General features: G+C 56.8%; 12 protein-coding genes and 2 pseudogenes. 11 read left to right on the top strand and 3 right to left on the bottom strand.

Translation table 11 applies throughout. The annotated features are described in order from the left end of the window. The first annotated feature begins 85 nt into the window (after positions 1-85). The 10 genes and pseudogenes from ACX9GU_RS07700 to ACX9GU_RS07745 all read left to right on the top strand — a co-directional run. The gene (locus ACX9GU_RS07700) at positions 86-670 is read left to right on the top strand and encodes an RpoE-regulated lipoprotein (RefSeq protein WP_166733097.1); all 585 of its coding nucleotides are present in this window, start codon (positions 86-88) and stop codon (positions 668-670) included. Positions 671-830: 160 nt separating this feature from the next. Further along, positions 831-1,730: a Dyp-type peroxidase gene (locus ACX9GU_RS07705; RefSeq protein WP_473194375.1), complete on the top strand. Its 900-nt coding sequence runs from the start codon at positions 831-833 to the stop codon at positions 1,728-1,730. Between the two features lie 201 nt (positions 1,731-1,931). Next, complete coding sequence (locus tag ACX9GU_RS07710; protein ID WP_473194376.1) at positions 1,932-2,954, top strand: sulfate ABC transporter substrate-binding protein; 1,023 nt, start codon at positions 1,932-1,934, stop codon at positions 2,952-2,954. Then, the gene (cysT, locus tag ACX9GU_RS07715; RefSeq protein WP_021178700.1) at positions 2,954-3,787 is read left to right on the top strand and encodes a sulfate/thiosulfate ABC transporter permease CysT; all 834 of its coding nucleotides are present in this window, start codon (positions 2,954-2,956) and stop codon (positions 3,785-3,787) included. Before ACX9GU_RS07710 ends, cysT begins: the two co-directional genes overlap by 1 nt. After that, positions 3,787-4,662 (top strand): sulfate/thiosulfate ABC transporter permease CysW, encoded by an 876-nt coding sequence (gene cysW / locus ACX9GU_RS07720; RefSeq protein ID WP_021807067.1) that lies wholly within the window; start codon positions 3,787-3,789, stop codon positions 4,660-4,662. Before cysT ends, cysW begins: the two co-directional genes overlap by 1 nt. Then, entirely contained in the window at positions 4,652-5,740 is a 1,089-nt protein-coding gene (gene cysA / locus ACX9GU_RS07725) for a sulfate/thiosulfate ABC transporter ATP-binding protein CysA (RefSeq protein WP_021178698.1), read from the top strand. The genes cysW and cysA overlap by 11 nt, the downstream gene beginning before the upstream one ends. Before the next feature lie 67 nt (positions 5,741-5,807). Continuing rightward, on the top strand, positions 5,808-6,689 hold the full coding sequence (gene cysM, locus ACX9GU_RS07730; protein WP_039995377.1) for a cysteine synthase CysM: 882 nt from the start codon (positions 5,808-5,810) through the stop codon (positions 6,687-6,689). Between the two features lie 209 nt (positions 6,690-6,898). Further along, positions 6,899-7,579 (top strand): response regulator transcription factor, encoded by a 681-nt coding sequence (locus ACX9GU_RS07735; protein WP_021807065.1) that lies wholly within the window; start codon positions 6,899-6,901, stop codon positions 7,577-7,579. A 5-nt stretch (positions 7,580-7,584) separates the two neighbouring features. After that, a pseudogene (locus ACX9GU_RS07740) lies at positions 7,585-7,813 on the top strand (sensor histidine kinase); the annotation flags it as partial. 92 nt (positions 7,814-7,905) lie between these two features. Then, positions 7,906-8,916: pseudogene (locus ACX9GU_RS07745) on the top strand (ATP-binding protein); the annotation flags it as partial. On the opposite strand, the gene pgtA reads toward ACX9GU_RS07745, so the two are convergent. Genes pgtA through ACX9GU_RS07760 form a run of 3 tightly spaced genes read right to left on the bottom strand, consistent with a single transcriptional unit; the run spans position 8,907 to position 13,380 of the window. Then, entirely contained in the window at positions 8,907-10,151 is a 1,245-nt protein-coding gene (pgtA, locus tag ACX9GU_RS07750; RefSeq protein ID WP_418355104.1) for a two-component system response regulator PgtA, read from the bottom strand. The pseudogene ACX9GU_RS07745 and the gene pgtA sit on opposite strands and share 10 nt — an antisense overlap. After that, positions 10,145-12,148, bottom strand: coding sequence for a two-component system sensor histidine kinase PgtB (gene pgtB / locus ACX9GU_RS07755; RefSeq protein ID WP_473194377.1), 2,004 nt, complete (start codon positions 12,146-12,148; stop codon positions 10,145-10,147). Before pgtB ends, pgtA begins: the two co-directional genes overlap by 7 nt. Then, complete coding sequence (locus tag ACX9GU_RS07760) at positions 12,145-13,380, bottom strand: ABC transporter substrate-binding protein (protein ID WP_473194378.1); 1,236 nt, start codon at positions 13,378-13,380, stop codon at positions 12,145-12,147. Before ACX9GU_RS07760 ends, pgtB begins: the two co-directional genes overlap by 4 nt. On the opposite strand from ACX9GU_RS07760, the gene ACX9GU_RS07765 reads away from it, so the two are divergent. After that, positions 13,292-13,561: a hypothetical protein gene (locus ACX9GU_RS07765; protein WP_473195255.1), complete on the top strand. Its 270-nt coding sequence runs from the start codon at positions 13,292-13,294 to the stop codon at positions 13,559-13,561. The genes ACX9GU_RS07760 and ACX9GU_RS07765 overlap by 89 nt on opposite strands. Positions 13,562-13,817: the final 256 nt, after the last annotated feature.

The following is a 13,817-nucleotide window of genomic DNA, read 5'->3' on the forward strand; positions in this document are numbered from 1 at the left end:
ACTCCAAGCTGGCAATTGATGGCGCAGCCCCAGCGGTTATGAGAGGCTGCATATCGCCGATGTCTTTGATGTTAAGGAGCTATGAATGAATATTCGCCCACTGTTGTTAGGGCTACCGCTGTTGTTGACCGGCTGTTCGGCCATGTCAAACTTCTCCTGGTCCAGCCTGTCGCCGTTCAACTGGTTTGGCGGCAGCGTAGAGGTTAGCGCCAAAGGCGTCGGTGATGTGGGGGCGGGTACTCCCATGACGGAGGCGGCGATTGGCAAGGGCCTGAACAACAACTACCGCATGCGTGGTGGGATGGCGACTAACCAAGGGCAGATCGTTTCCTACTTCCAGGCATTGGACGGCGATGACGTTAAGCTGGTGATCACCGGGGAGCCTAAAGGCCACGTTCAGCGCGTTGACGTAATGGACGCCAAGATCGCCACCGAATGGGGCAGCAAGCTGGGTACGCCGTTTAGCGAGCTGTTCAGCAAGGCCTATGGTGCCTGTAAACCGGCCGACGGTGATGATGTTGGCAAGGTCGAGTGCGTGGCGCAGCAAAGCCGCAATGTCAGCTATATCTTCAGTGGCAAATGGGCTGGCCCACAGGATCTGATCCCACCGGACGATACTCTGCAGAACTGGACGGTGAGTAAGATCGTCTGGCATGCCAAAGCACAATAATTCTTATTGCGGGCGCACCTTGCGGTGTGCCTGCCTCGCTTGGCGTTAAATCCCTATTTTCTTTGCGTTCGGGCAAGGCAATCAGCCTGCTGTGCGTTATGATATTGCGCGTTTATAACAGGGCAACCTGTTACCCGATTCAGGTCTTGAGGAAATCAACATGACACAGGTTCAGAGCGGCATCCTGCTGGAACACTGCCGTTTTGGTATTTTTATGGAAGCTATGGTGCAGGGCGAATTCGTCGATCTGCGCCAGGGTTGCAAACAGTTTTGTCAGGCGCTCGGCGAGTTGCAGCAACAGTTTCCAGATGCCCACTTAGGTGCGGTTATCGCTTTTGGCTCCGACGTTTGGCATGACCTTTCCAGTGGCCAGGGAGCCAAAGAGCTGAAGCCTTTCGCACCGCTGGGCAAGGGGCTGGCACCGGCCACCCAACGCGATATGCTGATCCATATTCAATCGCTGCGTCATGACGTTAACTTTACCCTGGCGCAGGCCGCCCTGGCCGCGTTTGGTAACACCATTCGTATTGAAGAAGAAACGCACGGTTTCCGCTGGGTAGAAGAGCGCGATCTGAGCGGCTTTATCGACGGTACCGAAAATCCGCAGGGCGAACAACGCCCGGAAGTCGCGGTGATTGGCGCTGGCGAAGAAGACGAAGGTGGCAGCTACGTGCTGGTACAGCGTTACGAGCACAACCTGCGCCAGTGGCAGCGTTTCACCACCGAACAGCAGGAACAGATCATTGGCCGTACCAAACAAGACAGTGAAGAACTACCGCCGGATCAACGGCCAGATACCTCGCACGTCAGCCGTGTCGATCTGAAAGAAGACGGCAAAGGGCTGAAAATTTTGCGCCAGAGCCTGCCTTATGGCACCGCCAGCGGCAAACATGGCCTGTATTTCATCGCCTATTGCGCGCGCCTGCACAACATCGAACAGCAGCTGTTAAGCATGTTCGGCGAGCTGGACGGCAAACACGACGCGATGCTGCGTTTCAGCCGCGCAGTGACCGGCAGCTACTACTTCGCACCTTCGTTGACGCGCCTGTTGTCACTTTGATGCGTCTCCTGGGGCCAGTTCCTCTGGCTCCGGGCTTTCCTTCCCTCTGCGGTGAACCGCTCCCCTCCTGCCTTATAGCGTTTGATGCTTGAAAATCACTAAACGGTATATAAAAGCGTTACAGGTCTGCATCAAGTTATAAATACACTGGTCAATATCAGGGCATCAGCCCGGCGGTAAGACTCAGTGATAAGGTGCAGAATGAAACATTCCCGGGTTAAAAATACGCTGTTGAAAGGTTGGCTGGTGGCGGCATTGTTAGCCAGCGGTACGGCTTCGGCGGCAGAATTGCTCAACAGCTCTTATGACGTCTCCCGCGAACTGTTTGCCGCGCTGAACCCAGGTTTTGAAAAGCAGTGGGATCAGCAGCATCCGAACGACAAACTGACCATCAAACAGTCCCACGCCGGTTCTTCCAAACAGGCCTTGGCGATCTTGCAGGGGCTGCGCGCCGATGTGGTCACCTATAACCAGGTCAGTGACGTGCAAATCCTGCACGATCGTGGCCAACTGATCCCGGCAGATTGGCAGCAACGCCTGCCGAACAACAGCTCTCCATTCTATTCCACCATGGCGTTCCTGGTGCGCAAGGACAACCCGAAAGGCATCCACACCTGGAGCGATCTGGTGCGTGATGACGTGAAACTGGTATTCCCGAACCCGAAAACCTCCGGAAATGGCCGCTACACCTATCTGGCCGCCTGGGGCGCTGCCAGCCAGGCTGATGGCAACGATCAGGCCAAGACCCGTGAGTTCATGACCCGTTTACTGAAAAACGTGGTGGTGTTTGATACCGGCGGCCGTGGCGCAACGACGACCTTTGTCGAACGTGGCCTGGGTGACGTGCTGATCAGCTTTGAATCCGAAGTGAATAATATCCGCAAGCAGTACGGTGCAGACAAGTATGAAGTGATCGTGCCGCCGGTCGATATTCTGGCGGAGTTCCCGGTGGCCTGGGTGGACAAAAACGTCGAGAAAAACGGCACCGAACAGGTGGCCAAAGAGTACCTGAATTATCTCTACACCCCGGCGGCCCAGAAACTGATCACCAGCTTCTATTATCGAGTCAATGATCCGCAGGTGATGGCGGAGGCCAAGAGCCAATTCCCTGAGACCAAGCTGTTCAGCGTGGAAGATCAGTTCGGCGGCTGGCCGCAGGTGATGAGTGCCCACTTTGCGACGGGCGGAGAATTGGACCAACTGTTAGCGGCAGGGCATAAGTAATGTTTTCGATGGCCAGCAAGCGGGTTCTGCCTGGGTTTACTCTCAGTCTGGGAAGCAGCCTGCTTTTCACCTGCCTGATTTTGCTGTTGCCGCTCAGCGCGCTGGTGATGCAGCTGGCGCAGATGAGCCTGGCACAGTATTGGGAAGTGATCACCAATCCGCAGGTCGTGGCCGCTTATAAGGTGACGCTGCTGGCGGCCGGAGTCGCCAGCGTTTTCAACGCGGTATTTGGCATGCTGATGGCCTGGATCCTCACCCGTTACCAGTTTCCTGGCCGCTCCTTACTGGATGGCCTGATGGATTTGCCGTTTGCATTACCTACGGCGGTGGCCGGCCTGACCCTGGCGGGGCTGTTTTCTACCACTGGTTGGTACGGCCAATGGCTGGCGCATTTTGATATCAAGGTTTCCTTCACCTGGTTGGGGATTGCGGTGGCGATGGCCTTTACCAGCATTCCTTTCGTGGTGCGCACGGTGCAACCGGTGCTGGAAGAGTTGGGGCCGGAGTATGAAGAGGCTGCCGAAACGCTCGGGGCTACCCGTTGGCAAAGTTTCCGCCGCGTGGTGTTGCCAGAGGTTGCGCCAGCGCTGCTCGCCGGTACGGCGCTGTCGTTTACCCGCAGCCTGGGGGAGTTTGGTGCGGTGATATTTATCGCAGGCAACATTGCCTGGAAAACCGAAGTGACCTCATTGATGATTTTTGTGCGCTTACAGGAGTTCGATTACCCGGCCGCCAGTGCGATTGCCTCGGTGATCCTGGCAGCATCACTGCTACTTCTGTTTGCCATTAACACCTTGCAGAGCCGCTTTGGCCGCCGTATTGGAGGGCACTGATGGCTGATGTTACCGCCCTGAACGGCGCAGAGCGCCCACGTGTGAATTGGGGAAAATGGACGCTGATTGCCATCGGCGCGCTGTTCTCCATCCTGCTGCTGGTCGTGCCGATGGTGATGATCTTTATCGAGGCATTTTCCTCCGGCGTGGGTGCCGTGTGGCATAACCTGTCGGACCCGGACATGCTGCACGCCATTTGGCTGACGGTGCTGGTGGCGTTGATCACCGTGCCGGTCAACCTGGTGTTCGGTACTTTGCTGGCCTGGCTGGTTACGCGCTTTACCTTCCCTGGCCGCCAACTGCTGCTGACGCTGTTCGATATGCCGTTTGCGGTGTCGCCGGTGGTGGCGGGGCTGCTGTATTTGCTGTTTTACGGCACCAACGGCCCGATCGGCGGCTGGCTGGATGCCCATGACATTCAACTGATGTTCGCCTGGCCGGGCATGGTGCTGGTAACGATATTCGTGACCTGCCCGTTTGTGGTCCGTGAACTGGTGCCGCTGATGATGAGCCAGGGCAGCCAGGAAGACGAGGCAGCGGTGCTGTTGGGCGCTTCCGGTTGGCAGATGTTCCGCCGCGTCACCTTACCGAACATCCGCTGGGCATTGTTGTATGGCGTGGTGCTGACCAACGCCCGCGCGATTGGCGAGTTTGGTGCAGTATCGGTGGTGTCCGGCTCTATCCGTGGCGAAACCTATACCCTGCCACTGCAAGTGGAATTACTGCATCAGGATTACAACACCGCCGGGGCGTTTACCGCTGCGGCACTGTTGACCCTGATGGCGATAGTCACCCTATTTCTGAAAAGCGGACTGCAATGGCGCCTGGCGCGTCAGGATGCGCGTCTTGAGCGGGAGGAAAATCATGAGCATTGAGATTAACGGTATCAACAAGTCTTTTGGCCGTACCAAGGTATTGAACGATATCTCGCTCGATATTCCTTCCGGTGAGATGGTGGCGCTGTTAGGCCCATCTGGTTCGGGCAAGACCACTTTGCTGCGGATTATCGCCGGGCTGGAAAGCCAGAGCAGCGGTAAGCTGGGCTTTCACGGCACCGACGTCAGCCGCGTGCATGCGCGCGATCGCCGCGTCGGCTTTGTGTTCCAACACTATGCGCTGTTCCGCCATATGACGGTTTTCGACAATATCGCCTTTGGCCTGAGTGTGCTGCCACGCCGTGAACGTCCGAATGCGGCGGCGATCAAACAAAAAGTGGAGCAGTTGCTGGAGATGGTGCAGTTGGGTCATCTGGCTAACCGCTACCCTTCACAGCTTTCCGGCGGCCAGAAGCAACGTGTCGCCTTGGCGCGCGCGCTGGCGGTGGAGCCTCAGATCCTGCTGCTGGACGAGCCGTTTGGTGCTCTGGATGCTCAGGTGCGTAAAGAACTGCGCCGCTGGCTGCGTCAACTGCATGAAGAACTGAAGTTCACCAGCGTGTTTGTCACTCACGATCAGGAAGAAGCGATGGAAGTCGCCGATCGCATCGTGGTGATGAGCCAGGGGAATATCGAGCAGGTAGGCTCACCTACCGAGATCATGCGTGAACCCGCCACCCGCTTCGTGCTGGAGTTTATGGGTGAAGTTAACCGCCTGAACGGTGAAATCCGGGGTTCACAGCTGTTTGTGGGTGCTCACCAATGGCCGCTGTCATTCCAGCCAATGCACCAAGGCAGCGTCGATCTGTTTCTGCGCCCGTGGGAAATGGAGATTGGCACCGATTGCAGCGCCCGTTGCCCATTACCGGTGCAGGTATTGGAAGTCAGCCCGCGTGGCCACTTCTGGCAGTTGACCGTGCAGCCGATTGGCTGGCATCAGGAGCCTATCAGCGTGATTATGTCGGAAGGCCATGCCGCACCGGCGCGCGGGGACCGTTACTACGTTGGCAGCCTGAATGCCCGCCTCTACGCTGGTGAACAACTGTTACAACCGGTTGCGTTAGCTAAAAGCGCCTGATAATTTCTAACCATTCCCATTAAGGCAACCCAGGGTTGCCTTTTTACATTATATGCAGGCAATGATTGTGACCACGCTGGAACAATGCATCGGTAATACACCGTTAGTAAAACTACAACGACTGGCCGAAGGGCTGGACAGTGAAATCTGGCTCAAGCTGGAGGGCAACAATCCGGCGGGGTCAGTCAAGGATCGGGCCGCGCTGGGAATGATCCAGCAGGCGGAGCTGCGCGGTGAAATCCAGCCGGGCGATACGCTGATCGAGGCCACCAGTGGCAATACCGGCATCGCGCTGGCGATGATTTGTGCGATGAAGGGCTACACGCTGAAGCTGCTGATGCCGGAAAACATGAGCATGGAACGCCAGGCGGCGATGCGTGCCTATGGTGCCGAACTGATCCTGGTCAGCCGTGAGCAGGGGATGGAAGGGGCGCGTGACCTGGCGCTGGAGATGCAGCAGCAGGGGCAGGGCAAGGTATTGGATCAGTTCAACAATCTGGATAACCCCTACGCGCATTTCACCACCACCGGCCCGGAAATCTGGCAGCAGACCGCTGGCCGCATCACCCATTTCGTCTCCAGCATGGGCACCACCGGCACTATTACCGGCGTTGGCGGCTACCTGAAAAGCCAAAATCCGCAGGTGAATATCATCGGTTTACAGCCTGCTGAAGGCAGCAGCATTCCAGGCATCCGCCGTTGGGCACCGGCCTATCTGCCGGGTATTTTCCGCCCGGAGCTGGTGGATCAGGTGTTGGATATGGCACAAAGCGAAGCCGAACAGACCATGCGCCAACTGGCACAGCGGGAAGGGATTTTCTGCGGCGTCAGCTCCGGTGGTGCCGTAGCCGGGGCGTTGCGCGTCGCTGCGGCCAATCCTGGCAGCGTCATTGTCGCCATTATCTGCGATCGCGGTGACCGCTACCTGTCTACCGGCGTCTTTTCCTAGCTGAGTGATAATAGGTAGGGAGGGGCGTGACTCTCTACCTATTCCCCAACCTCTGCCATTTATCCCCTCAAGCTCGATTATCCCCTGAGCCTTAAAGCCCCGTCTTTCATTTGTGCCGGGAGAATGTCAATGTGTAAGGATTAGGTAAAACCGGCTGCGTACAGCGACAATAGACGCGAAAATGGCGGCAAATCAGCGGAGGAGTGGGCATGAAAATTTTATTGGTCGATGACGATCTGGAACTTGGCACCATGCTGAGCGAATACCTGACGGCTGAAGGATTTAACGCGTCCCTGGTGCTGACCGGCAAGGCCGGAGTAGACGGTGCGCTTTCTGGCGAGTATATCGCGATGATCCTCGACATCATGCTGCCGGACATGAGCGGTATCGACGTGCTGCGCGAAGTACGCAAAAAAAGCCGCTTGCCAATCATCATGCTGACGGCCAAGGGTGACAATATCGATCGGGTGATCGGGCTGGAGATGGGCGCCGACGACTATGTACCCAAACCTTGTTACCCACGCGAACTGGTGGCACGCCTGCGTGCGGTGCTGCGCCGGTTTGAAGAGCAGCCGGAAGCGGTGGATAAGGTTTCTGTGCTGAGCTTTAACGAATTGACGCTCAACCCGTCCACCCGCAGCAGTGCCTGGCAGGGTAAGACATTCGACCTCACCGCCTCAGAGTTCAACTTGCTGGAGTTACTGCTGCGTTCGCCAGAACGAGTGGTGTCGAAGGATGAACTGTCAGAGAAAGGTCTGGGGCGGCCACGCGAGGCCTACGATCGCAGCGTTGACGTGCATATCAGCAATATCCGCCAGAAGCTGGGCGCGCTAACCGATAACCGACTGAGCATTGAAACCGTGCGCAGTATCGGTTACCGCATCAGGTAATGCCGATGCGCGGAAGACTGTTCTGGAAAATACTGCTCGGTTTCTGGCTGACGTTTATCATCATGACCCAGGCGCTGTGGGTGACGTTTACCTTTTATGGTAATCGCCATGAAGTCCCGGAAAACAGCATGACCTGGCGTATCGCTAATCTGCAACTGACCTCTGCGGCCTCGGTGTTGCGCAGCAGCGGGATGCCCGCGCTGAACGCAATGGTTGCCAAATGGCCTGAAACTGAACGCCGCTTCTTAAGCGTAACGCCAGCCTTTAAGCCATCGGCTGATGAGTCAGGCCAAAACCCACAAACCAACCAGCCAGCGAAAATGATGGTGGAATGGGTAACAGGTGCAGATAACCAGAGCTACCGGTTGAGCTACGATCTGGAAGGGCTGCGTGCCGAATATCGGCCACCCAAGCGCTGGCGCCTGCTGAACATTCCGGAGCCAATGGTGTGGGTCGGTGGGTTGGGTGGCTTGCTGTTCAGCGCCATGTTGGCCTGGAACCTGACGCGCCCGATGCGCCAACTGCGCGCTGGGTTTGAGCGGGTAGCGCAGGGCGATCTGGCGGTGCGACTGTTCCCGGCGATGCGGAGGCGCCATGACGAGCTTTCTGAGGTGGCTCGTGACTTTGACAGCATGGCGGAGCGGCTGGAGGTGCTGGTCAGCGCTCGTGAGCAATTGCTGCATGATGTTTCCCATGAGTTGCGTTCGCCATTGGCTCGCTTGCAGCTAGCCATCGGCCTGGGGCGGCAAAATCCAGAGAACGTGGAGAACTCGCTGCAGCGTATTGAGCACGAAGCCGGGCGGCTGGACAAGATGATTGGCGAACTGCTGGCGCTGTCACGTACCGAGAACAACGGCCTGTCGAACGATGAAGAGTATTTCGATCTCTTTGGGCTGGTGGAGGCGGTGGTTAACGATGCACGCTATGAGGCGCAGATCCCTGGCGTAGAAATCGTGTTGCAGGCCAGTTCCGACGAGGAATACACCGTAAAAGGTAATGCCGAATTGATGCGCCGGGCGGTTGAGAACATTGTGCGTAATGCCCTGCGCTTTTCCAGCCACGGCCAGCGAGTGACCGTGGTGCTGTCGCGTATCGATCAGCTGTTCCAGATCCAGGTCAGCGATCAAGGGCCGGGCGTGGAGGAGTCAAAGCTGTCCAGCATCTTTGATCCTTTCGTCCGGGTAAAATCGGCGATGTCTGGCAAAGGCTATGGCCTGGGTTTGGCGATCACGCGCAAAGTGGTGCTGGCCCATGGTGGGCAGGTTGAGGCACACAATGGCGAACAGGGTGGCCTGGTGATCACGCTGCGGGTACCGCGCTGGCACACTCAACGATAATGCTGCTTGTCCAGATCGTACTTTTTCATCCGCAGGTAGAGCTTTTTACGCGGGATCTGTAAATACTCGGACACCTCGTTAATCCGTCCCTGATGCAGGTTCAACGCCTCGGTAATGATCTGGCGCTCATAGTCTTCGATACGCTGATCCAGCGGAGCGGGATCGGATCCGTGCAACAGCGGGTTGGCGGTCTCTGCCAGTGGCATCACCCCTACGGCAAACAGCTCTGCGGCATTGGCCAGCTCGCGCACGTTATTTGGCCATACCCTTTTGACCAAACGCTTAATCAGCTCGGCTGGCAGATCCGGCAACGGATGGTTAAGGCGCAGGCAGGCCTGCTCCAGGTAGTGGCGGAATAACGGCTCTATATCGTCAGGGCGCAGAGAAAGCGGCAGGCAGGCGATTTGGGTCATGGCAAAGCAGTAGTAGAAATCGGGCAGGAGGGTATGCCCGGCGGCCAGTTCCACCAAGGGTGCAGTCCCAATGCCGATCAGCCTGAAGGGCAGCGGATCTTGCCCCTGGAGCTGGATCAACCGCGCCTGCTGGGTGATAGACAAGTGTTCGAGGTGGCGTAAAATCAGCGTCCCGCCGCTTGCCTGCTCAATCCATTGTTCTAACGGTGCCTCACCCCCCGGCGTCAATTCACCCACGATCAACGGCTGTTCGCTGCGATGGCTCATGCGGTGTAAATAACGGGCAGCCAACGTCCTGCCGACCCCTAACTCCCCTTGCAGGTAAACCGCCAAATCGGTTTCGGCTACCTGCTGCAAACGCACTCGTAGCTGCTTTACCCATTCACTACGGCCAATCAGATTGCTCTGCAACTGTTCCTGCTGCCAACGGCGACGGGCAATGTAAGAACGTCTCTGGGCCAGCGCGGTAGCGACCTGTTCGAGTAGCTGGGCCGGGTTGACCGGTTTTTGCAGGAAGTCCCAGGCCCCTTTTTTCACCGCTTCAACCGCCATCGGCACGTCGCCATGGCCGGTGATCAACAACACCGGTAAGCAGGCATCGTGAGCGAGCAGTAGCGCCATCAGTTCAATCCCGGAACAGCCAGGCATACAGACATCGCTGATAACGATCCCTGGCCACTCCTCTCCGAGCATTTCCTGTGCCTTAAGCGGGTTATTACAGGCCTGAACCTGATAGCCTGCCTGGTTGAGCAGCATGGTATAGGCATCGAGGACGTCGGCATCGTCGTCGATTAACAGAATTTGCGCTTGTTGGCTTAACATGGTTGATCCACCGGTTGAAACTGTAAAACGACGCAGGCGTTCTGCGTCAGCGTAGAGGCCAGATGCAGGCTGCCGCCCATTTGCTGCATCAGCGAGAGCGAGATGGACAGGCCAATCCCCAAGCCCACCGATTTGCTGGTGGTGAAAGGTTTGAGTAACGATTCAGCCCGCGCCAGCGGCCAGCCAGGCCCATTATCCCACAGCATGATCTGCCAACCGGACGCCTGGCGTTGCCAGCTTATCTGCAAGAATGGCCGCTCCTGGCAGGCATCCAGCGCGTTGCTCATCAGATTGACCAATACCTGCTGAATGCGAACCTCATCACCTAACACGTTTGGTGAGCCTTCCGGTAGCCGCAGTTCCCCCTGCAGCGGTTGGTGGCGCAGAGCCAGCAACTCCCAGGCGGCGATTAGTGACTGGCGCAAATCAACGGGCTGAGAGGGGCTATCCTGTTCTGTTCGCCGGGTAAATTGCCGCAGCATGCGGATGATGGCATCCATGCGGCCAATCAGACCGTCGGCTTTGGTCAGGGCCAGCGTGGCAGCCTCTGGCTGTTGTTTCTCCACCGCATGGCGAGCGGTAAACAGGTACATCGACAGGGCGTTCAGCGGTTGGTTGATTTCATGAGCCAGGGTGGTCATGGTCTGCCCAACCACGGCCAGTTTGGCGGCCTGCACCAGCTCATCCTGTGTAGCGCGCAAATGCTGCTCAATGCCCTTACGCTCGGTGATTTCCTGCTCCAGCCGGGATTTTTGCTGGTTTAACTGGCCTAGGGTCCGCCGCAACAGACGGGCGATGCGGCCCAGTTCATCGCCACCGTAAACCGGGATCGCCGCGTTGGTTTCCCCTAGGCCGATACGCACCACCACCTGGTTTAGCAGGGTAAAGCGCTTGACCAGGCGGGAACGGATAAAATAGTGATTGAGCAAATACACCAATAACATCGCCAGCAGGGTGGCGATCACAATTAGCCTGCCGCTGACGCGGATGATCTGCTCCAGACGGTGGTTAAAGGTCTGCATCTGCTGGTGGCTGTTACTCAGTTGCGATTCCAGCTGTGTGCGAAAGCGGGCAAGCGTCGCTTCCTTGGCCTGAGTAGCCAGCGTAAGAGCCCGTTGTGCCTGATGATAGTCTTTCATCGCCGCGGGCATACTGTTTTCTGCAATGCCTGTCTCCAGCAGTTCGTCGATGGTTTGCCGCAGCGTGATGGTGCTGGGGTGAGCCTGCAGCCCCTGCATATTTTCGCTCGCCGTTTTTTTCAGGTAGGCGAGGTAACGTACGTGCTCGGCAACCGAAGTGGGCTCTTCAGCGCCGGATTGCAGCTCATTGAGGCGATCGCGCAGGGCATCGGCGATCTGGTTCTCGATGCGTGCCAGGGCATAAACCTGCTGCTGTTCACTTTGCACCTCGCGCAAACTGGCCTGCAAGCGGGGGAGCGCCTGGCCAGAGCCTGTCTCCATCTGATCGAGCAAAGCCCCCTGTTGCCAGCTAAAATCCTGCACCAGCGAATTCAGCTCGGTGGTGAAATCATCATGTAGCCAACTGATGCGCGCGGCGATCTCATTGACCTTTTCCCTGGCGATAAACATGTTGTAGAGCGCGTTGTCCAATCGGCCCAACAGTTGGCGGCTTTCTGCCAGCGTCGCCTGTATTTGCTGACGTTCAGGGTTATCCAACTGCATGCTGGCCTGCTCGATTTGCTCCAAATGACCGACGATCTGATTTCTTAACTGCAGGCGGGCATTGGTATTGGCGGCCTGCAAAAACTCATTGAGCTGATCGACCAGCGTGTTCAGATTGCTTTCGATCACGAACGAAGATTGGATACGCGGAAAGTAATCATCCAGCGCATAGCGGACCTGCGAGCTTTGCTCATGCCAGGAGTACAGGCTGACCCCGCTGACGGTAAGCGTCAGCAGCGCGCCGGTGAGAAAGGCACCTCGCAGGCAGGCGCTGATGGTCAGGCGTTTGAAGAAGCGCGGCAATAAACGGCTCATTTTAACTCTTCCAGCGCCTTGATGGCCTTTCTCTGTTGCTGCTGAAAGAACAGTTGCCATTCCATGACCTGCTGCTCGCTCTCGCTACGTGCTGCAAACTGTTTAAGGTACTGCGGATCTTCGCTTTGGGCCTGGGTGACGGGAATGGCGGTCAACAACGCACGGATCTCCGGCAAAGGCCGTTTGAGGCGGCTTTCAGCACCATGCAACGCTTTCCAGGCGTCCTTGAGTTGAGACAGGCGGAAGCTGATGGCCGTATCAAACAGTTTTTGTACCAGGCGCTGACGTTGCAGGATCAGCGAGTAATTCAGCGGCGGCCGCTGTAACAGCTTTTGCTGCTGCGCGAAGCGTGGGCTGTCTGCCGGCAGCGGAACCACCGGGTATTTTCCCGTGCTGGTATCGGCCAGGACCCGCTGCCCCTGTGGGCTGAGGAGGAACTGAATAAAGCGCCGGGCCTCGGCGGGATAATGGCTATTGCTTGTCACGGCAATATAGGTGGGGGAGGCCGCGGCCTGAGGGAAATAATGGAAGGCCAGATGTGGATCGTCAAGCAGCAGATTGGCATAGTTATCGATAATCGGCCCGACCGAACCCAGGCCGCTTTTGACTTTATCCGCCACGCCAAAGCTGCGCGAAGAGATGGTGATCAGGTTACCGGCCGCCGATAACATCGTTTGCCAGCCAGATTGCCACCCCCTCTGTTGCAACAGCGACTCCACCATCAGGTGGCTGGTATCCGAGCGGGAAGGGCTGCTCATCAGCAGGGCTCCTTGGTAGCGGGCATCGGTCAGATCGTCCCAATCGTCTGGTAGCGGCAGCCGTTTCTCTGCCAGATTGGTGCGGTTGATCAGCAGGCCAAAACCCGAAATGGCCACCGCCACGGCGGTATTGCGGATAGGTTCAGGCACCAGCCGCTGTGATTGTTCCGGAGCACCCTCATAGTTTGCCAGGCGCTGATGCTGTTGCAGGTGCTGGAGCAGCATGGGGGAGGAGGTCAGCACCAGATCGACGTTGTCACTGCCGGTGCTGTCGAGCAGTTGTTCCAGAGAGGCACTGGTGCGGTTCAGCGTGCGGATGACCACCGACTGGGGCTGGCCTTGCCAACGGCTGATGAGGTAGGCGGTTGCCTCTGGTGAAAAGGTGGTGGCCATCACCAATTCATTTCTTTTGGCGCAGGCAGAAGTAGATAACAGCCAGCAGGCTATTGCCGAAAAAATGAGCGTTGCACGCATAATAAAACTCTCCCTCGACCTCATCGATTGTGATCTTATTCATAAAATCGCAATGACGATAAAAATAACCCGCAAAGCATTTGGGACAAAAATATTTTTCGTCAACCAACAGGATTTAGCCGGGGTTATAACGTTGCTGAACGTCAGAATATTACCATTGATAGACTATCAATACTGTTAACACCTTCAAAAACATCACCACTTGTGGGCTGGCTTTGTGTGCAACCGCAGTGCTGTGGCGCTCTAGCGCGGGGAGGTGAGCGCACTGGATTTTGGTTAATAACGGTAATGTTAATTGATGGGTCAAAACTGGGCTTATTTTCTCTGGGTTTGAGTCAATTTTGACACATATTACGGGGCTTGTCTTATTAATGAATTAATTACACCATCCGCTGCGAGCGTTATTAATAAATAGCAGGCGCATCGAGCCAGTACAG

The organism is Serratia sp. K1WW1 (genome assembly GCF_055790865.1).